The organism is Sodalinema gerasimenkoae IPPAS B-353 (assembly GCF_009846485.1).
Lineage (GTDB): Bacteria > Cyanobacteriota > Cyanobacteriia > Cyanobacteriales > Geitlerinemataceae > Sodalinema > Sodalinema gerasimenkoae.
Genome location: NZ_ML776472.1, coordinates 4,773,293 through 4,792,631 on the forward strand (window position 1 = coordinate 4,773,293; position 19,339 = coordinate 4,792,631).

Sequence of the window (19,339 nt, forward strand, 5' to 3'; positions counted from 1 at the left end):
CCTGGCAAGGGAACCGAGCGCATTCATCGGAAGGGTTCACTCGTTTCTGTATAGTCAATTGGCAAAACAGACACGACATTCTCAGGTGGGTTGGGGACAATATAGTGAGAAATTATCTTGCCCCCAAAGGTTTTTTCAACGGCAGTTAAACCTGCCTCCATTGCTGCATTGACTTCTGAAACTGGACCGCGAAAGGCGATCGCAAACTAGAAGCATCAGCTGCCGCTAAAATGGAGGGAAACCCCAAGCTTTGAATCATACCGACGGCAACGGGCATCAGATAAAGCGTCCTCGTAGCATTAAATTGGGCTACCTTATTGTACAAGCTAACTGTACCCAACTGTACAACTGAACCGGCCCAAGTTACGATTGGAAGCGAGAATGATAAAAAACGTAAAGTTTCTTGACCTAGATGAAGCTTCGCATCGGCAACGGCTACGACATTCACCGTCTAGTAGAAGGACGGCCTCTAATTCTCGGGGGGGTAGTTCTCCCCCACGATCGCGGACTCGACGGCCACAGTGATGCTGACGTGCTAACCCATGCCATTATGGATGCCATGCTAGGCGCACTCAGTCTGGGAGACATTGGCCATTACTTCCCCCCCACCGACGAACAATGGCGCGGGGCCAACAGTCTCACCCTCCTGCAACAAGTCAACCGCCTCATCCACAAGAAAGGCTGGACCATTAGCAATCTCGACAGCGTTATCATTGCTGAACGGCCCAAACTCAAACCCCATCTTCAGGATATGCAGGACAACCTGGCTGATACCCTGGAGGTAGACCCCACACTCATTGGTATTAAAGCCACCACCAACGAAACCCTCGGTCCCACGGGACGAGAAGAAGGAATCGCCGTCCATGCGGTGGTATTGCTAAGCGCCCTGGAGTCCTAAGCATCCCCCGGCGATCGGTTAGCCTAGAGATTCCCGTCTATTGTTGCTGCTAATTATGTTTGTCTTAACTCCCATTTCGCCGCATCTGCACCCGCTTCGTCGCCTCCTCAGCCTGGGGGTGCTGGCCCTGGTGCTGCTGTTAGGATTGAGTAGCTGTCAGATTGAACAGTTCCGGGTTCGCGCAGCCGATGGGAGTCAGATTATTCTGGGACAACTTAGTGATCCCAAAACCTTCAACGCGGCGTTAAGTCAGGAGTCCCCCAACGTCTTTTCCTATATTTATGACGGACTGGTAACCTCCGATGGGGTGACGGCGGAGGTGATTCCTGAATTGGCGGAGTCTTGGGAAACCTCGGAGGATAACCTGCGGCTGGTGTTTACCCTACGGGAAGGATTACGCTGGTCTGATGGAGAACCCCTAACCGCCGATGATGTAGTCTTTACCTTCAACGACATTTACTTTAACCGCCGCATTCCCAGTTCAACCCGTGATGTATTGCGAGTTGGCGAGAGTGGGGAGTTTCCCACCATCCAAAAATTGGACGATCGCCGTATTGAAGTTCTCCTTCCTGAACCCTTTTCCCCAATTCTGAGAACCTTGGGATCGCCAATTCTCCCGGAACATATTTTGCGTCCGGCGGTTGAGGATGTGAATGAGGAGGGAGAACCCCGTTTTAATACTATGTGGGGAACCAATACCCCTCCTCAAGAGATTATTAGTAATGGTCCCTATCGTTTAAGTCAATATGCACCCGGTCAACGGGTTCGCTTTGAACGGAATCCCTATTATTGGAATGAAGACGACGACGGAACCCCCAGACCCCATATTCGCAGTGTCGTCTGGCAAGTGGTGGAAAATCAAGATACCCAATTGTTACAATTTCGGTCTGGGGGCTTGAGTTCGATTACCGTTAATCCTCCCTATTTTTCTCTCTTGAAACAAGAAGAAGAACGGGGTAACTTCACCATTTATGAAGACGGCCCACAGATGGGAACAACGTTTATTTCCTTTAACCTTAACCGAGGTCAAAATCCCAACGGCCGTCCTTTAGTTGACCCGATTAAATCCAAATGGTTTAATACCCTGGCCTTTCGTCAAGCGGTAGCCCATGCGATTGATCGCGAGACGATGATCAATAGTATTTATCGGGGCTTGGGAGAACCGCAAAATTCACCGATTTCGATTCAAAGTCCCTATTATCTCTCCCCGGATGAAGGACTCCCCACCTACGAATATGATTTGGATAAAGCGCGGGAACTCTTGCTAGAAGCCGGTTTCCAATATGACGCTCGCGGCCGTTTATTGGATGAGGACGGGAACCGGGTGCAGTTTGAACTGATTACCAATGCTGGAAACCAGACTCGGGAAGCGATTGGGGCGCAAATTCGCCAAGATTTAAGCCAGATTGGCATTCAGGTTAATTTCACCCCCATTGACTTTAATAACTTGGTCAATCGACTCAATAATACTCTCGACTGGGAGTGCCATTTGATTGGCTTTACGGGAGGAGTTGAACCCCATGGAAATTTGACCATCTTTGCCGTCGATGGTCGTTTACATAGTTTTAATCAAAATCGCGATGATCCCCCCCTAGAAGGACGAGTGGTGGAAGATTGGGAGCGAGAAATCGAATCCCTCTATATCCAAGGGGCCCAGGTTTTTGGGGATGAGGAACGCAAAGAAATTTATGGACAAGCCCAGATTTTAGTCCAGGAAAATCTGCCGTTTATCTATCTAGTCAATCCCCTGTCGATGGCGGCGGTACGCAATACAATTCAAGGAACTCAGTATTCGGCAATTGGTGGGGTGTTCTGGAACCTACCTGAACTGACGATTGAGGACTAGGTGGGGATGGACTCAGAAGCCTTGCAAACACTCCTACAGGCGGTAGCGAGGGGGGAAGTCCCGCCGGACTTTGCGCTTGACAAAATCCAAGAAATAGGCTACGAGCCAGTGGGTGAGTTTGCCAAGATTGATCAGCAACGGCGGGAGAGAACTGGCTTTCCCGAAGTGATTTGGGGACAGGATAAAACCCCAGACCAGATTGTGCGGATTATGATGGCCATGGGCGATCGCCAATCGGTGGTGATGGCGACGCGGATTGCCCCAGACATCTATCGTCTGATTCGCGATCGCCTGCGAGAGGTGCGTTACTATCCCGAAGCCCGCATTTGTGCGATCGCCCCTGATCCCCTTCCTATCGAGTATCGGGGAACCATCGGTATTGTCAGCGCCGGAACCGCCGATCTCCCAGTGGCCGAAGAAGCCGCCGTCACCGCTGAACTCTGTGGCTTTGAGGTGTTTCGCCTCTGGGATGTGGGAGTGGCGGGAATCCATCGCCTCCTCAGCAACCAGCATCTATTGAAACGGGCCCATGTCTTAATTGTGGTGGCGGGGATGGAAGGGGCCTTACCCAGTGTCGTCGCCGGATTAGTCGATGCGCCGGTTATCGCTGTTCCCACTAGCATCGGCTATGGGGCCAGTTTCGGCGGTTTAGCCCCCCTCCTCACCATGTTAAACTCCTGCGCTACAGGAATCGGGGTAGTGAATATCGACAACGGCTTTGGTGGGGCCATGCTGGCCGGACAAATCCTACGGACTGGGGAAACCCTAACCCGCAAAATGCCCCATTAACCCCATAAAAGCGATGCGTTCCGGCAAGTTGAAACCGATGCGTCTCGGTGACAAACCGAACTGATGTCGGGACGCATCCTACCCTGTTCCCTGTTGGGACAAGGGACAAGGGACAAGGGACAAGGGACAAGGGACAAGGGACATCCCTGTTCCCTGTTCCCTATCCTTATCCTTCCAAATAACTTGACGCTTGCAGATGAAACATCTTGGCATAAAGGCCACGTTTCTCTAACAGTTCTGCATGAGACCCCACCTCGATAATACGATGGTTTTCCAAAACCACAATGCGATCGGCCATGCGAACCGTCGAAAAGCGGTGACTGACAAAAAACGTCATCCGTCCTTCCGTGAGGCGACGGAAGCGACTAAATAACTCTGACTCGGCGATCGCATCCAAGGCGGCCGTCGGTTCATCCAAAATCAAGATCGGCGCCGAACTCATAAAGGCCCGGGCCATACCAATTTTCTGCCATTGTCCCCCCGATAAATCGGTTCCCCCGGCAAAGATTTTCCCCAAAATCGTCTCATAGCCTTTATCTAAGCCCTCAATCACCTCCGTTGCCCCTCCAGCGGCCGCAGCGGCATCAATCTGGCCGAGATCATCCCGCCGCGACAAATCCCCAAAGCCGATATTATCCTGGGCAGTGAGACTATAGCGGGCGAAATCCTGGAAAATCACGCCAATGTTGCGGCGTAACTCCTGCAAGGCGATTTCCGAGAGGGGAACGCCATCGACGGTAATTTCTCCCTCACTGGGATCATACAGTCGCGTCACCAGCTTCAATAAGGTCGTTTTTCCCGCCCCATTCACCCCCACCAGGGCGATACTTTCCCCCGGCTTCACCGTTAAATTGAGGTTTTCTAGGGTGGGTTCGCTGGCCCCTGGATAGGTAAAACTGACATTGCGTAATTCTAATCCCTGACGAATGGGGTTGGGAAAGGGTTTAGGTTCGGGGGGATCCACGACTTTGGGGGCTAAGTCTAAAAACTCAAAATATTGGGAAACATAAAGGTTGTATTCATAGGTTTGGGCGATACTTTGTAAAATCTGCTGCAAGACACTTTGGGCTTGGGCAAACGCCCCAGAATACATGGTAAAATCTCCGATGCTAATGGTTCCCTGAACCGCCCGCACAATCGTCCAACCATAGGCGCTATAGTAGCCTAAGTTGGCGACGGTTCCCGCTAATCCCCGGACTGTAGCAAAGCGGCGGGCGAGGAAAGCCGATTCATTGTTAAAACGGCGACGAATGGCGGCCCATTGTTGGAGGAGATAGTCCCCTAAGCGAAATAAACGCACTTCTTTGGCGAAGGCATTTTGGGTTAAGACTCGTTGCAGATAATCTGCCCGTCGGCCCGCTTGAGTTTGCGATCGCGACAGCCAAAAGCGCCGCCCAGAATACTTAACGCTAGCCCAAAGTGCGGGAATGGACGTAACCAGTAATAACAGCATCACCCAGGGACTAAATCGCAACAAGAGGGCAATAGAACTGAAAAAACTCACCAATTGCCCCAGTAACCCGGTTAAGGTTCCTAAAATGCGAACAGGATAGTCACTGCCACTTTGTTGAGCGCGGCTGAGGGTATCATGAAATTCAGGTAATTCGTAATGGGATAAATCCAGACGAATGGCTTGCTGAATGAGAACCCCATTGGCGTGAATAGAAAAGCGATCTTTAAGAACTTGTAGGCTATAACTATTGACTTGGTTGGAAACTTCTGATAGGAAACTAATGGCAAATCGTAGGGCGACTAATCCTAAAATCGTCAAGCCAGCGGCTTCGAGTTGCCCGATATTGGCCACCACTTCATCCACCACCAGTTTGGTGATATAGAGTTCGGTAACGGGAATTAAACCCCGAACTAGGGTGATAACGACTGAGAGAAGCAGATAGCCGGGTTCAGCTTGCCAAACCAATTTGACCAGTTTGGGGGTATTGGCAAGAACATTAAAAAACCGCGTTTTTGGGGATTTTTGCGGTGTTTTGAGGGGAGGCTGATCCAGTTGGCGGTTGCGGCGTTTAGACAAGGTTCATCCAAAATCGGGGTCTGTCGGGGCGAACCGCAAATGCGCGCCCTTCCCCTGGGACTAGCTTATCAAAATATGGCATCTATTGGGTGAACTTGGGTCGAATACCAGAAACCGGGTTTCTCATTCTTGGGTTTTACGGGTTTGATAGGGTATGGGCTAGGAAACGTTCGGTGTAATAGAGGGCGATTTGATTACTAATGCCAAAATAGACGGCATCAAAGGCGTGTTCTGCCCAGGGAATTTCTAGGAAGATTGAACGATTGTCAAAGCTTAATAATTTCTCTTGAAGGTTACGTCCAAATTTGGCTTGAACTAAATGATCTCGTTGACCATATATGAGGAGAGATGGCGGTAAATTGGGGGCAACGAGATGCCAGGGGGAGGCGCGCTCATATAAGTCCGGGAGTTCTTCGGGAGTGCCGCCGAGAAAGTCTCGTAAAATATTTTGGATTCCTAGAGGATCGGGACTGGGTAAATCGTAATAACCGTTGGTTAAATTTACGGGGGCGTAGTAGTTAATTAGCCCGCGAATGGGAATTGAATCGGGGTCGTAGGCGGCTAACATGGCCAAATGACCGCCGGACGATCGCCCCATCAACGCCATGCGATCGCCATCCACCTCGAACTCGTCTGCGCGATCGCAGACAAAGCGAATCGCCGTTTTGACATCCTCTAATTGGGCCGGAAATTGATACTCAGGTGCGTGGCGGTAATCAATGGCCACCACCGTATAGCCGCGACTGGCGAGATAACGGCTAAACCATTCATCATTATCGGGGGTTCCCTGTCGCCAGGCCCCACCATAAATGATGATAACCGTGGGATATTGCCCCACCGCTTCCGGCCGATAGAGATTGAGTTTCAGAGGTACGTCATCGGGTTCGGCGAAGGGAATCCCTCGTTGAATGCGAACCGGTGGGAGAGGAATCCCGCGAAAGACATCCAGTAGCTGTAACGGTTGGCGACGCATGGCCTGGCGACTGGGTTCAGGGACGGTTTTGAGATACGCTGACCCTAATCCTCGTTCCATCTCGGCGTTGAACCGGGCCACGGTGGCCGGAACTTGCAGCAGAGGTAGCAGGCTGAGGCTTAAACCCAGTAGACTACAAACAAGGATGGCGATCGCAACGCCCCCCGTGAGAGACAAACGGGCCAACAGCAACAGGGCGATCGCGTGAACTCCAATCAACCAAGGCGAAATCTCGGGGGTGACAACCGTAAACACCAAGATCAACATGGTGGGGGCCGGTAACACAATCGCCAGACTCAACAACAGTCCTAAACCGCTGAGAATCGCCAGAAGCCACGGTACAAGGGACATTAGAGTCATCGCAACTTTATCGCAAATTTAAGGGAATACGGGCATTATGGTGCAACATCTTCAGGGTAAAGTGGCTTTGGTCACTGGGGCAACACGGGGCTTAGGAAAAGGTATCGCTGTCGGCTTGGGGGAAGCGGGGGCGACGGTTTATATTACCGGCCGCAGTTACGATCGCTCAAATCTCGAAGATCGTGAGATTGGTGGAACCTTACTCGACACTCAAGCGGCGGTGGAAGAAGCTGGCGGTGTCTGCGTTCCGGTTCAAGTGGATCACAGTGATGATGAACAGGTGCGATCGCTGTTCGATCGCATTGACAACGAACAAGAGGGCCAACTGGATCTCTTGGTTAACAACGTGTTCGCGGGGGTACAAGCCATCGCCGATGCTTACGGCGATCCCTTCTGGAAACAGGGGCCGCAACTCTGGGATGCGGTGAACCAAGTGGGGTTACGCAGTCACTACGTCAGCAGCATTTTCGCGGCCCGTCTCATGCAACGCCGCCAGCGAGGGGTGATTTGTACCATTTCCTCCTGGGGGGGACTATCCTACCTTTTCGGGGCGGCCTATGGGGCCGGGAAGTCCGCCTGCGATCGCCTGGCCGCCGACATGGCTGTGGAGTTAAAGCCGGATAATATCGCCTCGATTGCGATTTGGCCGGGAATTGTGGGAACGGAACAAATCGCCCGTTTTGCGGATAATACCTCGGCTGAGGGAGAATTGGACCCCGTTGCCTGCGACTACGCGCTAGCGATGTTAACCCTTTGGGGGAATGTCACTGGCCGGGCGATCGCCGCCCTAGCCGCTGATGCCAAGGTTCTCCGCTACAGTGGTAAAGTGCAGATTGTCGCCGAACTGGCCCGACGCTATAAACTGGTAGACCAAGCTGGCAATCGTCCCGCCTCCTTGCGATCGCTGCGCTTTCTCCTCGGCGCTCAGTTCCCCGCCCTGAGAGACCGTGATACACTCATTACGATCCCTTCTGGAAACAGGGGCCGCAACTCTGGGATGCGGTGAACCAAGTGGGGTTACGCAGTCACTACGTCAGCAGCATTTTCGCGGCCCGTCTGATGAACCGCCGCCAGCGAGGGCTGATTTGTACCATTTCGTCCTGGGGGGGAATGTCTTATATTTTCGGGGCCGCCTATGGGGCCGGGAAGTCGGCTTGCGATCGCCTAGCCGCCGACATGGCTGTGGAGTTAAAGCCGGATAATATCGCCTCGATTGCGATTTGGCCGGGGATTGTGGGAACGGAACAAATCGCCCGTTTTGCGGATAATACCTCGACTGAGGGAGAATTGGACCCGCAACGGACGCTGATGCGCGATCGCTACAATTGGGAAACCCCCTTACTCACTGGCCGGGCGATCGCTGCCTTAGCCGCTGATGCCAAGGTTCTCGGCTACAGTGGCAAGGTGCAGATCGTCGCTGAACTCGCCCGACGCTATAAACTGGTAGACCAAGCTGGCAATCGTCCCGCTTCCTTGCGATCGCTGCGCTTTCTCCTCGGCGCTCAGTTCCCCGCCCTGAGAGACCGTGATACACTCATTCCAGACTTGATTATTCCCTGGCCGCTGTTACTGTGGGGAGCGTTACAAGCCCCGAAAACCTAACGCTTGATAGTGCCAAATTTGGCTGTGTTGCTAATCTAATGTTGTTGCAAGATGACTCAATTTAAAGACGCTGCGATCGTTCTAACCGGGGCGGCGGGTGGATTCGGTCAACAGTTTACCCGCAAATTATTAAAGGCTGGGGGACAGTTAATTCTAGCTGACTTGGACGAAGCCAGGTTACGCCAACAAGCGGAGGCGATTCAACAAGAGGTTAAAACGGGCAAGGTTTTAGCCTGTTTGGGAGTCGATTTATCTGAACCCGCTGGATCGCAATCCCTCTACGATGCGGTTAACGCCTTGGGCGTTCCTGTTGATATTTTAATTAACAATGCCGGGATTGGCTTATACGGACGCATGGATGAAGTTCCTACGGATAAATGGGAACGGTTAATGCAAGTCAATTTGTTAGCCCCCATGCGGCTAAGTACCCTGTTTGTGGCTGATATGATTCAGCGTCGTCAAGGGCATATCGTTAATATCTCCTCCTTAGCCGGTTGGATTGCTGTGGCGGGGATGGCTCATTATGCCAGTAGTAAATTCGGCTTGCGCGGCTTTAGTGAAGGGCTATTTAACGAAGTCAAACCCTACAATGTCAAGGTAACGGCGGTCTATCCTTATTTTAGTCGCACCCCCCTGTTACAAGCTGAAAAATATGGGAGTTTAGCGCAAGAGACCACAGGAATTTCTGATAAAGATGCCACCGATCCTGAGCGAGTCATTGAGGCAGTGGTTCGGGCGATCGCCCAAGACAAACTCCACGTCTTCCCCGATGGAAAAGCCCAAGTTTTCCATCAACTCAAACGCTATTTTCCACCCATTATCACCTGGGGCGTAGACTACTTCAAACCCAAACAAAACGCAAAACCCTAACCCTTAAGGCGGGCAACCACAAGGGATTGCCCCTACGTCATATCTCCCCTCCTGGGAGGGGTTAGGGGTGGGTTATCCCTGTTCCCTGTTCCCTGTTCCCTGTTCCCTCCAATCACCCTATGGTTCGTACCGAAACTCAACCTAAAACCTCCACTCCCACCGACACTCGCCACAAACAGCTAATTATCGGGGCGGGATTTGTTGGTTTAGGGATTGCCCAAGCCTTAAAAGATGCTAAAATCCCCTATGATCAAGTGGATGCCAGCGACGATATTGGCGGAAATTGGTATCACGGCGTGTATGAAAGCGCCCATATTATCTCATCGAAGAAAGTGACTCAATTTACTCACTTTCCCATGCCCTCAGATTACCCCGATTTCCCCAGTGCCCAACAACTCTTAGCCTATTTAAACAGCTTTGCCGATCACTTTCAACTGCGCCCCCAGATTGAACTCGAACGCCGGGTTAATCTAGTTTGCCCCATTGCAGATAACCTCTGGAACGTTACCTTTGCCAACGGCGAACAACGCATTTATAAAGGAGTTATTCTCTGTAACGGCCATCACTGGTGTAAACGGTTTCCAAACTTTAAGGGAACCTTTGCCGGGGACATTATCCATTCCAAAGACTACAAAACACCCGATATTTTACGAGGAAAACGAGTCTTAGTCATTGGCGGTGGCAACTCTGGTTGTGACATCGCTGCCGAAGCCGCCCGAGTTGCCGAAAAAAGCGTCTTGAGTTTGCGCGAATCCGTCTGGTTTATCCCTAAAAGCTTCGCCGGATTTCCCATTGTGGACTTAATTCGCGGTTGGATGCCGCAATGGTTTCAGCGGGTGTTAGCCTATACCATTATTCGCCTGACATTTGGCAAACATGAGCGATATGGCCTACCCAAACCGAATCATCGTATTTTTGATAAACACCCAACCCTAAATAACGAAGTTCCTTATTATATCAAACATGGTCGCATCTTGCCTAAGCCAGAGGTTAGCAAACTTGACGGTCAATTTGTCGAGTTTGTTGATGGCAGCCGGGAGGAGTTTGACTTAATTGTTTGCGCGACAGGCTATCATGTTGCCTATCCCTTTTTACCCGAAGAATTGCAACGAGTGCGCGGGGCGACGGTTCAATGTTATGGCGGTTCGTTTCTCGCTGATTATAAGGGATTAGCCTATCTAGGTTGGGGACAGGCCCGAGGCGGGGTGGGGTCTCTGATTGCGGCATTTGGACCTCGATTTGCCCGTTGTCTCAAGCTTCAGGATGAGATTGATGTTCCCCTGGGACTGGTGTTTAAAGCGATGGGACAGCAGTTACCAGAAACTCATTTGTCTGACCCTCATCGGGTGTTTCGTCAACTTAAACTCCTCGATTTCGCCTGGGGGTTGCTGAGGTGGAAGGCCCGTCAATTGGACAAGGAAGATCCAAATTTCCAGAATCAGCCGTTGTGAGGAGAATGAGGGCTTAATGTGTTGCATTGAATACCGAATTTCAGGGCGAACAGCCGTTCGCCCCTACGAGTCAATTTAGGCGTTTGTCATTTTAATCTATTATGATGTCTCAAAATCCCAATCCCCAAGATATCGAAAGCTGGAAAGCCAAAATCGAGAGGGCTAACCGTAACAATCTGTTCCATCATTGCCAAGATTGCGGTTATGAGTGGGTGGCTTCGGAACCCCAACCCTGTCGCTGTGGAAGTTCCCGGATTGAACGCATCGCCTGTTGGCAATTTCCCGATGGTTAGGGACTTTACCATCCTAACCGATCGCAAACCCCGTATAAGGTCGAAGATCAGGGTGGTGGAATCCTAAAACAATCTTCTCTTGCGGGATACCCGCGTTTAGTAACTCATCGGCGATTCCATCTTCTAAGCCATCTTGGTGAATCCACACCTTATCGCCGATAATTTCTAAGTGGAGAACACAACCATGAACTTGTTTATTATTGAGTTGTCCAACGGTAAACAAGGCATAACTTTTATGATCTTCGCCAATAATCAGCCTTCGCTCTAGGCTACGATGAGCATAGGGGATTTTGGCGTACTCCTGCAAGATTTCAGTGATAATCCGGTGATATTCTAGGCTATCCATTGACGAATCTCTCCTGTTCGTCGGTCAACGACAATCAAATTTAGACGTTTATTTTCTAGTAAAACCTCGCCAATGGGTTCTTTAAAAACATCATCAAACGCATCGTCTGTAATCGCTAAATACAACTGACGTTCTGGCTCAGTCCTTTTTAGGATATCATAATACAATGTATATTGACCTAGGGCATTTTCTAGGTCATTGATTTTCGATTTTCCGATAAAACTTTTGACTTCTACGGCAATCTTCTGATTTCCTTTTTCGGCGGAGACTAATTTAGAAGCCCCTAAATCAACAAATAAGTTGCTACGTCCAAAACTTAATACATAGGGGTCATCGGTAATTGTCCAACCCTCCCGAATCAATGCGGTTTTGACCTGTTCATGATAGATATCTCTGGCTGGCATGATGGATGCTTCAAGTATAAACTTTGAATGTTGCCAAAGGAACCCATCCGGACGATGATTTTCCGATCGCTAGGGGTGCAGGATGCAGTTAAGAAACCGAGTTTCTCCAAGAAACCCGGTTTCTGGTATTCGACCCAGGTTGTTTGCAGTTTGCTTAACTCAAAAGATGTTGACGAACCGCTAACACCAGATTATCAGTCCAATGATGGACTAACTCAGAGGTGGCGGCTTCCACCATGACGCGAATCACGGGTTCCGTTCCCGAGGCCCGAACCAAGACACGGCCTTGATCTCCCATAGCCGTCTCAGCGGTGGCGATCGCCTGCTGAAGCGGATCACACTGTTGCCAGTTTAACCGCAACTCCCGATCCTCGACGCGCACATTCTGCAACACCTGGGGATAGGTTTGGAAACTCTCGTTGACTAATTCCGATAAACCGCTTCCACTGCGTTTGACTAACGCCGCCAAATGCAACGCCGTCAACAAGCCATCACCGCTAACACCGTAATGACTACAAATGACATGGCCCGACTGTTCGCCGCCGAGAGTCGATCCCGTTCGTTGCATCTCCGCGTGAACATATTGATCGCCAACGGAGGTTCGCAGTAGTTGGCCTCCTTGGGCTTCCCAGGCCCGTTCAAAGCCTAAATTGGCCATCACCGTCGAGACAATCAGATTATCGGGGAGTTGTCCCGTTTGCCGCAAAGCCTGGCCCCAGAGATAGAGGATATAATCGCCGTCAATGGCCCGTCCTTGGCCGTCAACCGCTAAGACGCGATCGGCATCGCCATCAAAGGCAAATCCTAAACAGGCATTATGGCTTAATACCGCCGCCCGTAGGGGATCGAGATGGGTTGAACCACAGTTGACGTTGATACGATCGCCGTCGGGGCGATCATGTAAACAAATCACCTCAGCCCCCAAGGCGGCGAAAGCTTGCGGGGCGACGTGACTGGCGGCCCCCCAGGCTAAATCCAAAACCACTCTCATGCCCTGTAAGTCCATGCCCAGAGGGGTTTGAACGGCGTTGAGATAGTTTCCGACTAATTCGGGGCGATGGTAATGACGGCCCCAACTGGCGTTACTCTCGCTGAGGTTGAGTTGGCCGCGAATCCCGGCTTCGATGCGTTGTTGAATGTCTGAGGGAAGTTTGGCCCCGGTTGGCCCGAAGAATTTAATCCCATTATCCGCCGGAGGGTTATGGCTAGCGGAAATCATTACTCCACCAATGGCCTCGGAGGTGGCGGCCAGATAGGCGACGCAGGGGGTGGGACATAATCCCAGATCCCAAACCTCTAATCCGGCGGCGGTGAGTCCCGCTGACAGGGCCATGGCTAGCATACTACTGGAGTTGCGGGAATCTTGCCCCAGGGCGATCGCACCCCGTCCATGATGTTCTTTAAACATCTGTCCAGCCCAGAAGCCTACATGCAAGGCCAGGGGGGCGTTGAGAAGTTCTCCCACATGACCGCGAATCCCATCGGTTCCAAATAGCTTCGAGGGGGGTAGGTTCAGGGGAGAGATTGCAAAGGGCGAGATCTCCGCCAAAGACGTTGAGGCTTGGCGAACCACAGGTGACATAACCATATTTCCGTATCACTCCACACAAATCACACTCACAGGTTGATGCGTCCCCAAGTTTGCTGGTAAGGTTCAACCGCCCAAAGACCCGAGACACGCTCGACCTGACATACACCTGGAGGATACCATGTTCGGCCGTGAACAATTATGTATTAGGGGTTGCCAGAACAAGACAGTTGATGCAGAATACCGCAACTGAGTTGTCCGGTTTTCTCCCAGCTAAAGTGGCGAACGCGATCGCAGCCCCGTTGTTGAAGGTGCGATCGCACATCATCTTCTTTCACTAAAACCAGCATGGCATCCGACAACTGTTGTAAATCGTAAGGATCGACGAGTAGGGCTGCATCTGCGGCGACTTCGGGGATGGAGGCGACGTTTGAGGCAATGACGGGACAGCCGCAGGCCATGGCTTCTAGAATGGGTAAGCCGAAACCTTCCCAGAGGGAGGGAAAGACTAAGGCCAAGGCTTGGTTGAGGAGAATGGGTAAGTCGTCTGGGTTGACGTAATCGAGGAATTTGACGCGATCGCCCAACTGCAACTCTTGCACCTGTTGCTGTAGGTTGGGGGTGTAACGGCGGTCGAAGGACCCGCCAATCCAAAATTCACAGTCGAGGGATGGGGGAAGTTGGGCGAAGGCGGCGATGGCCCGTTGCAGGTTTTTATAGGGATCATGTCGTCCCAAATAGAGGAAGTAATTGCGGCGGGGAAGGTTGAGGTGGCGATAGTGATAGCGATCGTAGGCGAGGGGGGTGACGGTGATTTTGGCGGCGGGAACACCGTAAAAGGCCATGGCATCGTCGGCGGTGGATTGGGAGATACAGAGGAGATGTTGGGCCTGGTGTAGGACTTGGGGAACGTAGAGGCGATGATAGAGGGTCATGGGGGATGCCGGTTTGGGAAAACGCAGGGGGATGGCATCATAGACGGTGACCACATAGGGGCCAGTCCAGCCTAGGGGGGCTTCGGGAAGGGGTGAGAAGAGAAGATCGCCGTCTAAGTCTCGATAGAGTCGCGGTAGGGCGAATTGGGTCCAGAGGAGACGTTTGAGATGCCCGATTAAGCCTTGTTCCGGGGTGAGTCCCCTGGGGATGGGATGATGGCGAAATCCCAGTTTTGGTTGAGGGGTGAGGAGGATGGGATCGAGTGATCGCAATTGAGGAATCAGATTCAGGGCGTAGGTACTGATTCCGGTGGGGTTCTCCATTAAAAAGGCAAGGTTAATCAGTACCATTGGCTCGATTTGGGGTTAGATAATGGTCGAGGATGTCGAGGATGCGATCGCCCATTTGACGATAGCGAAATGATTGTACCTGTTGCTGTCCTCGTTGTCGTAACTGTTGCCGCAATTGGGGATTATTTACCAGTTGGACAATGCCCTGGGCTATGTCGTCGATGTCATAGGGATTCACATAGAACGCCGCCTCGCCGCAGACTTCAGGAATAGCAGTTTGATTGCTAGCCAATACCGGACAACCACAAGCCATGGCTTCGAGGGGCGGAATCCCGAATCCCTCGTAGAGAGAGGGAAAGGCGAAGGCGATCGCCCGGCGATATAAGTCGGGTAAGGCGTCATCGGGGACAAATCCTAGAAACTTGACTCGTTCGTGACAGCCGAGTTCTTGGGGATAGTCTAACAAGGGGCGATCGCATTTATTGAGGTTGCCCACAATTCGCAATTCTAGATTGGGACAATTGGCTCGGCTAAAGGCTTCAATGAGGCGACGGAGGTTTTTATAGGGGCGCGTTTCTCCCACACATAAAATAAAGGGAGTTTCGGAACGATGAAGGGGATTTTCTAAATCATCAGAATTGAGATTAAAGATATCCTCTCGATAGCCTTGATAGACGACATGAATCGGGGTGTTGTGGCAATTGTAATGGTCTAAAATCTCTTTTTTGGTGTAATTTGAGGTGGTAATAATGGCATCAGAGGCGCGAATAAGTTGGGGTAGAATAAACTTGAAATAGTATTTAATGCGGGGATACACGTCAGGAAAGCGAATCGGCAAAATATCATGAATGGTGATAATTTGTGGACAGACAGGAACTAACATTCCTTCAAATACAGGAGAATAGAATAATCGTTGTTTTTGCTTTAGAATTGAAAATGGCAAACCAATTTGATGCCAAACCAAGCGCCTTAGATTGTTTTTGAAATCATTGCGATAGAGGGTGGAGTGAGGGAGGATTTGAAACTGGGGAGAGTCAGCACGGACTAGGCTTGAATCGGACGTATAAAAACAGAAGCGATCGCCGTCGCGGTAGTCGTTCAGCAACTCCCCCACATAGCGATTTAAGCCATCAGAACGACTCCAATGAAAACTACTGGCATCAAAGGCAATCTTTCCCATTTGCTGAGTCCTCCGTTCAGGAACGCCCTAATCTATAGGAAACGTTCACATAACTCTTGAAACACCTGACCGCGAACTTCAAAATTAGGAAACTGGTCAAAACTGGCACAAGCCGGAGACAACAAGACGGTTTGCGCCTGATATTTCTGGGCCAAATCTCGGGAAACCTCCACTGCCGCCTCTAGGGTTCCAACAATCTTATACTCAGAATAGCCCACCCCATCCAGCATCTGGGCGAAGGATTCCGCTGCATCGCCAATCAGCAAGACAAAGGCCGCTTGACGTTGAATCGCCTCTAGCCAGGTGGTTGCATCGCCATCTTTGGGATCGCCCCCGGCAATGAGAATTACAGGATTACGAACGGAGGTTAACCCCACCAGGGCGGCATCATAGTTGGTGGCTTTACTATCATTAATAAAGCGAATATCTTGCCAAGTGCCGATGACTTCTAAGCGATGAGGAACGCCACGAAATTGGGAAATTGCTTGGGCGATCGCCTCGGGTTTAATCCCTGCCAACCGGGCCGCCGCCACAGCCATCAGGAGATTTTGTTGGTTATGACGGCCGGGCATTTGCAAGGCTTGAATGGAGACAATTCTCGCCCCATCCACGACCACCCAATCCCCATCAATGGCCGCGAAGGGGGTTAAACTGGGGTCATTATCAACACTCGTCCAATAGGCGTTGGGCCAGTCCTCTCGATGTTTTCGTAAATGGGGGTCATCACCATTAAAGATTTGCACGTCCGAGGACTGGAGAAGTTTCGCCTTAATGTTGTAGTAGTTCTCCAGGGTTTGGTGGCGATTGAGATGGTCTGGAGTGAACGTCGTCCAAATGCCAATCCGAGGGGTGAGGGTACTCGACGACTCAATCTGATAGCTACTCATCTCAGCGACAACCCAATCTAAGGGGTGGTCTTGCTGGGTGACGGTTAGGGCCAGTTCACAGGCGGCGTGGCCGATGTTGCCACAGGCAGGGGCTTTGAGTCCAGCCCCCTGAAAGATGGCGGCGGCTAGGGCGGTGGTGGTGGTTTTGCCGTTGGTTCCGGTGATTCCCAACCAGGGATAGGTTTGTAGATATCGCCAGGCTAGTTCCATCTCGCCAATGGTTTCGATTCCCAAGTGTCGGGCCTGTTGTAGGTTAGGCAAATCCCAGGGAACGCCGGGGCTGATGACTAATAAATCCAGATGTTGGGCGGTTTTGGGGTCGAAGACATGGCCCAGGGAGACGGGGATGTTATCTTGGGCGAGGAGGTGTTGCTGTTGGCTGAGGGAGTCCCCGGTGCCGCGATCGCTGACGGTGACCTGCCAACCTTGCTGCTTCAGCAACCGGGCTGCAGCGAGTCCCGATTTTCCTAATCCAATAATGTGAGCGGTTGACATGCTTAATCCCTCCCTGACCGGAATTCATCTCATCTTGCCACATTTCTGGGAATGGGGAACAGGGAACCGTTGGACTGGAGGAGTTGAGTTGAGGAATGGGGACATTATTATATAGAGTGGATGGTCTAATTTTGTTAAGGAATGTTGCGATTTGCGCGAGGGGGGTGCTGTATGAGAGGGGGGATGCTGAAAATGGGTGGGATTCCTGATGGGGTCTGGGTTTCGGGCTTTCTATGGATCGGGGGGTCTCGCGCAAACTCTGTAATCCTTATAGGTTGGGCATTTCAGGGTTTTCGGATTTGGGCTGGGGTTGTGGATTTGGGGCGATCGGTGTTATTCTTGGGGGGTCCCGCGCAAATGGACCTTGAAAACTGCATAGCGTCAGGGTTCCAGATGGGGTCCCCCGAAATCCACCAAAATCCCTTTTAGGGATTGAAACAATAAAGTTAATGGCGGCACGGAAAGCGGATAGGCCCGAAATCCACCAAAATCCCTTTTAGGGATTGAAACTGCCCGGGTCATTTCTTGGTTCTCTTACTGCCCGCCCCGAAATCCACCAAAATCCCTTTTAGGGATTGAAACTCTCTGTCTCGCCCTTTTCTCCCTGCCGATCCACCCCGAAATCCACCAAAATCCCTTTTAGGGATTGAAACTTGAGGCTGAAACCACGAAGATTCCCACGTTTATACCCGAAATCCACCAAAATCCCTTTTAGGGATTGAAACAACAAATAGGCATCTGTTAACAGGTATAACCACCCGAAATCCACCAAAATCCCTTTTAGGGATTGAAACAGAATGCCAACCCTCCCAAGATTCTCTGGCTTCATCTTCCCGAAATCCACCAAAATCCCTTTTAGGGATTGAAACGGCGAAGTTCCCCATACAGGAATAAAGCTGTGTTAACCCGAAATCCACCAAAATCCCTTTTAGGGATTGAAACAACTATTCGTGGCGCCGCTGCACTTCTTCTGGTTGCACCCGAAATCCACCAAAATCCCTTTTAGGGATTGAAACAAAGAAAGGACTTTGAGAATATCAGAAGCAACACCCCGAAATCCACCAAAATCCCTTTTAGGGATTGAAACAGCCAGCAGTTGAGGGGGAACCTTTGCGAAGTTCCTAGTATTCCCGAAATCCACCAAAATCCCTTTTAGGGATTGAAACCTGAATTATTCTGATTTCTCTTGTCTCTTTTTTACCCCGAAATCCACCAAAATCCCTTTTAGGGATTGAAACTGGGTTCCCTTTCCCTTCCACCCCATCTCACCTCCCGAAATCCACCAAAATCCCTTTTAGGGATTGAAACCTTCGGTACAAGCAATTTTCCGGTTTTCCCCATCGTAACCCGAAATCCACCAAAATCCCTTTTAGGGATTGAAACACCAAAAGAACAAGCGAAAGGGAACTTAAGAGATAAAAGGCGGCCCGAAATCCACCAAAATCCCTTTTAGGGATTGAAACGCTAGAAATTGTGGCTTGGCGATGGGCAGAAGCACCCCGAAATCCACCAAAATCCCTTTTAGGGATTGAAACAGCCGCCGCAAGATTAACAAAATTGATAGCACCGCCGATGACCCGAAATCCACCAAAATCCCTTTTAGGGATTGAAACAGCCGAATCTTGCCCAAATCGCGGAAAATCTGAAACCCGAAATCCACCAAAATCCCTTTTAGGGATTGAAACATCAACGAGCCATTCTCGCAGACGTAGGAATAAACCCCGAAATCCACCAAAATCCCTTTTAGGGATTGAAACAACAGTATTCATGCCCTCCTCAGTTGTTCCGGCACCCCCCGAAATCCACCAAAATCCCTTTTAGGGATTGAAACTACGCTTGATTATCAATTGACCTAACTTGTTAGTTATGGTTAAACCCGAAATCCACCAAAATCCCTTTTAGGGATTGAAACAATCACTATTTCGGTGAAGGCGGGCGACGGGGAAGCCCGAAATCCACCAAAATCCCTTTTAGGGATTGAAACATCCGACATTTCATCGGTACGAAGGAAGCAATACCCAACCCGAAATCCACCAAAATCCCTTTTAGGGATTGAAACTATCTAACGGGAGACAATGACCACAACTTGGCGGTGCCCGAAATCCACCAAAATCCCTTTTAGGGATTGAAACGTGGTCATAGTTGTTAATGGTGGAGTTGAC

General features: G+C 50.8%; 17 protein-coding genes and 1 CRISPR repeat array (1 of these 18 only partly in view). Of the genes, 8 read left to right on the forward strand and 9 right to left on the reverse strand.

What is annotated here, in order from left to right:
- Positions 1-23 precede the first annotated feature (23 nt).
- A complete protein-coding gene (locus tag L855_RS23005) occupies positions 24-161 on the reverse strand; it encodes a hypothetical protein (protein WP_425500590.1) in 138 nt (45 codons plus the stop codon).
- A 251-nt stretch (positions 162-412) separates the two neighbouring features.
- On the opposite strand from L855_RS23005, the gene ispF reads away from it, so the two are divergent.
- The 3 genes from ispF to larB are packed head-to-tail and all read left to right on the forward strand — an operon-like array spanning position 413 to position 3,533.
- Positions 413-898 (forward strand): 2-C-methyl-D-erythritol 2,4-cyclodiphosphate synthase, encoded by a 486-nt coding sequence (ispF, locus tag L855_RS20755; protein WP_159790819.1) that lies wholly within the window; start codon positions 413-415, stop codon positions 896-898.
- Positions 899-953: 55 nt separating this feature from the next.
- Entirely contained in the window at positions 954-2,744 is a 1,791-nt protein-coding gene (locus L855_RS20760) for an ABC transporter substrate-binding protein (protein ID WP_159790820.1), read from the forward strand.
- A 6-nt stretch (positions 2,745-2,750) separates the two neighbouring features.
- Positions 2,751-3,533, forward strand: a complete 783-nt coding sequence (gene larB, locus L855_RS20765) for a nickel pincer cofactor biosynthesis protein LarB (protein ID WP_159790821.1) — start codon at positions 2,751-2,753, stop codon at positions 3,531-3,533.
- A gap of 166 nt (positions 3,534-3,699) precedes the next feature.
- Here larB and L855_RS20770 read toward each other — a convergent pair whose 3' ends face one another.
- Positions 3,700-5,562 (reverse strand): ABC transporter ATP-binding protein, encoded by a 1,863-nt coding sequence (locus L855_RS20770; protein ID WP_246199283.1) that lies wholly within the window; start codon positions 5,560-5,562, stop codon positions 3,700-3,702.
- A gap of 136 nt (positions 5,563-5,698) precedes the next feature.
- On the reverse strand, positions 5,699-6,886 hold the full coding sequence (locus L855_RS20775; RefSeq protein ID WP_246199289.1) for an alpha/beta hydrolase: 1,188 nt from the start codon (positions 6,884-6,886) through the stop codon (positions 5,699-5,701).
- 46 nt (positions 6,887-6,932) lie between these two features.
- On the opposite strand from L855_RS20775, the gene L855_RS20780 reads away from it, so the two are divergent.
- From L855_RS20780 to L855_RS20800, 5 genes are all read left to right on the forward strand, one after another.
- A complete protein-coding gene (locus tag L855_RS20780; protein ID WP_343039348.1) occupies positions 6,933-7,901 on the forward strand; it encodes an SDR family NAD(P)-dependent oxidoreductase in 969 nt (322 codons plus the stop codon).
- Positions 7,898-8,497 carry an SDR family NAD(P)-dependent oxidoreductase gene (locus L855_RS20785; protein WP_219729971.1) on the forward strand — a complete coding sequence of 200 codons (600 nt, stop codon included), beginning with the start codon at positions 7,898-7,900 and terminating at the stop codon, positions 8,495-8,497. Before L855_RS20780 ends, L855_RS20785 begins: the two co-directional genes overlap by 4 nt.
- 51 nt (positions 8,498-8,548) lie before the next feature.
- The gene (locus tag L855_RS20790) at positions 8,549-9,367 is read left to right on the forward strand and encodes an SDR family NAD(P)-dependent oxidoreductase (protein ID WP_159790823.1); all 819 of its coding nucleotides are present in this window, start codon (positions 8,549-8,551) and stop codon (positions 9,365-9,367) included.
- A 119-nt stretch (positions 9,368-9,486) separates the two neighbouring features.
- On the forward strand, positions 9,487-10,818 hold the full coding sequence (locus L855_RS20795) for a flavin-containing monooxygenase (RefSeq protein ID WP_159790824.1): 1,332 nt from the start codon (positions 9,487-9,489) through the stop codon (positions 10,816-10,818).
- A 101-nt stretch (positions 10,819-10,919) separates the two neighbouring features.
- Positions 10,920-11,111 (forward strand): hypothetical protein, encoded by a 192-nt coding sequence (locus L855_RS20800; RefSeq protein ID WP_309494332.1) that lies wholly within the window; start codon positions 10,920-10,922, stop codon positions 11,109-11,111.
- 13 nt (positions 11,112-11,124) lie between these two features.
- Here L855_RS20800 and L855_RS20805 read toward each other — a convergent pair whose 3' ends face one another.
- The 6 genes from L855_RS20805 to murD all read right to left on the reverse strand — a co-directional run bounded on the left by L855_RS20805 (position 11,125) and on the right by murD (position 17,177).
- Positions 11,125-11,457, reverse strand: coding sequence for a XisI protein (locus L855_RS20805; protein WP_159790825.1), 333 nt, complete (start codon positions 11,455-11,457; stop codon positions 11,125-11,127).
- Positions 11,445-11,861: a XisH family protein gene (locus tag L855_RS20810; protein WP_159790826.1), complete on the reverse strand. Its 417-nt coding sequence runs from the start codon at positions 11,859-11,861 to the stop codon at positions 11,445-11,447. Before L855_RS20810 ends, L855_RS20805 begins: the two co-directional genes overlap by 13 nt.
- Positions 11,862-12,015: 154 nt before the next feature.
- On the reverse strand, positions 12,016-13,449 hold the full coding sequence (glmM, locus tag L855_RS20815; protein ID WP_159790827.1) for a phosphoglucosamine mutase: 1,434 nt from the start codon (positions 13,447-13,449) through the stop codon (positions 12,016-12,018).
- 146 nt (positions 13,450-13,595) lie between these two features.
- Entirely contained in the window at positions 13,596-14,675 is a 1,080-nt protein-coding gene (locus L855_RS20820; RefSeq protein ID WP_246199311.1) for a glycosyltransferase family 4 protein, read from the reverse strand.
- Positions 14,662-15,795, reverse strand: a complete 1,134-nt coding sequence (locus tag L855_RS20825; protein WP_159790828.1) for a glycosyltransferase family 4 protein — start codon at positions 15,793-15,795, stop codon at positions 14,662-14,664. The genes L855_RS20820 and L855_RS20825 overlap by 14 nt, the downstream gene beginning before the upstream one ends.
- 32 nt (positions 15,796-15,827) lie before the next feature.
- Positions 15,828-17,177 (reverse strand): UDP-N-acetylmuramoyl-L-alanine--D-glutamate ligase, encoded by a 1,350-nt coding sequence (gene murD, locus L855_RS20830; protein WP_159790829.1) that lies wholly within the window; start codon positions 17,175-17,177, stop codon positions 15,828-15,830.
- A gap of 402 nt (positions 17,178-17,579) precedes the next feature.
- Positions 17,580-19,339: direct repeats of the CRISPR family, unit length 37 nt; unit sequence CCCGAAATCCACCAAAATCCCTTTTAGGGATTGAAAC (it continues 1,071 nt past the right edge of the window).

What these genes read in the sequence shown, in the direction of transcription:
- L855_RS23005 (WP_425500590.1), bottom strand. Translation starts at nt 161, where the DNA reads ATGGAGGCAGGTTTAACTGCCGTTGAAAAAACCTTTGGGGGCAAGATA.
- ispF (WP_159790819.1), top strand. Translation starts at nt 413, where the DNA reads ATGAAGCTTCGCATCGGCAACGGCTACGACATTCACCGTCTAGTAGAA.
- L855_RS20760 (WP_159790820.1), top strand. Translation starts at nt 954, where the DNA reads ATGTTTGTCTTAACTCCCATTTCGCCGCATCTGCACCCGCTTCGTCGC.
- larB (WP_159790821.1), top strand. Translation starts at nt 2,751, where the DNA reads ATGGACTCAGAAGCCTTGCAAACACTCCTACAGGCGGTAGCGAGGGGG.
- L855_RS20775 (WP_246199289.1), bottom strand. Translation starts at nt 6,886, where the DNA reads ATGTCCCTTGTACCGTGGCTTCTGGCGATTCTCAGCGGTTTAGGACTG.
- L855_RS20780 (WP_343039348.1), top strand. Translation starts at nt 6,933, where the DNA reads ATGGTGCAACATCTTCAGGGTAAAGTGGCTTTGGTCACTGGGGCAACA.
- L855_RS20790 (WP_159790823.1), top strand. Translation starts at nt 8,549, where the DNA reads ATGACTCAATTTAAAGACGCTGCGATCGTTCTAACCGGGGCGGCGGGT.
- L855_RS20795 (WP_159790824.1), top strand. Translation starts at nt 9,487, where the DNA reads ATGGTTCGTACCGAAACTCAACCTAAAACCTCCACTCCCACCGACACT.
- L855_RS20800 (WP_309494332.1), top strand. Translation starts at nt 10,920, where the DNA reads ATGATGTCTCAAAATCCCAATCCCCAAGATATCGAAAGCTGGAAAGCC.
- L855_RS20805 (WP_159790825.1), bottom strand. Translation starts at nt 11,457, where the DNA reads ATGGATAGCCTAGAATATCACCGGATTATCACTGAAATCTTGCAGGAG.
- L855_RS20810 (WP_159790826.1), bottom strand. Translation starts at nt 11,861, where the DNA reads ATGCCAGCCAGAGATATCTATCATGAACAGGTCAAAACCGCATTGATT.
- glmM (WP_159790827.1), bottom strand. Translation starts at nt 13,449, where the DNA reads ATGGTTATGTCACCTGTGGTTCGCCAAGCCTCAACGTCTTTGGCGGAG.
- L855_RS20820 (WP_246199311.1), bottom strand. Translation starts at nt 14,675, where the DNA reads ATGGTACTGATTAACCTTGCCTTTTTAATGGAGAACCCCACCGGAATC.
- L855_RS20825 (WP_159790828.1), bottom strand. Translation starts at nt 15,795, where the DNA reads ATGGGAAAGATTGCCTTTGATGCCAGTAGTTTTCATTGGAGTCGTTCT.
- murD (WP_159790829.1), bottom strand. Translation starts at nt 17,177, where the DNA reads ATGTCAACCGCTCACATTATTGGATTAGGAAAATCGGGACTCGCTGCA.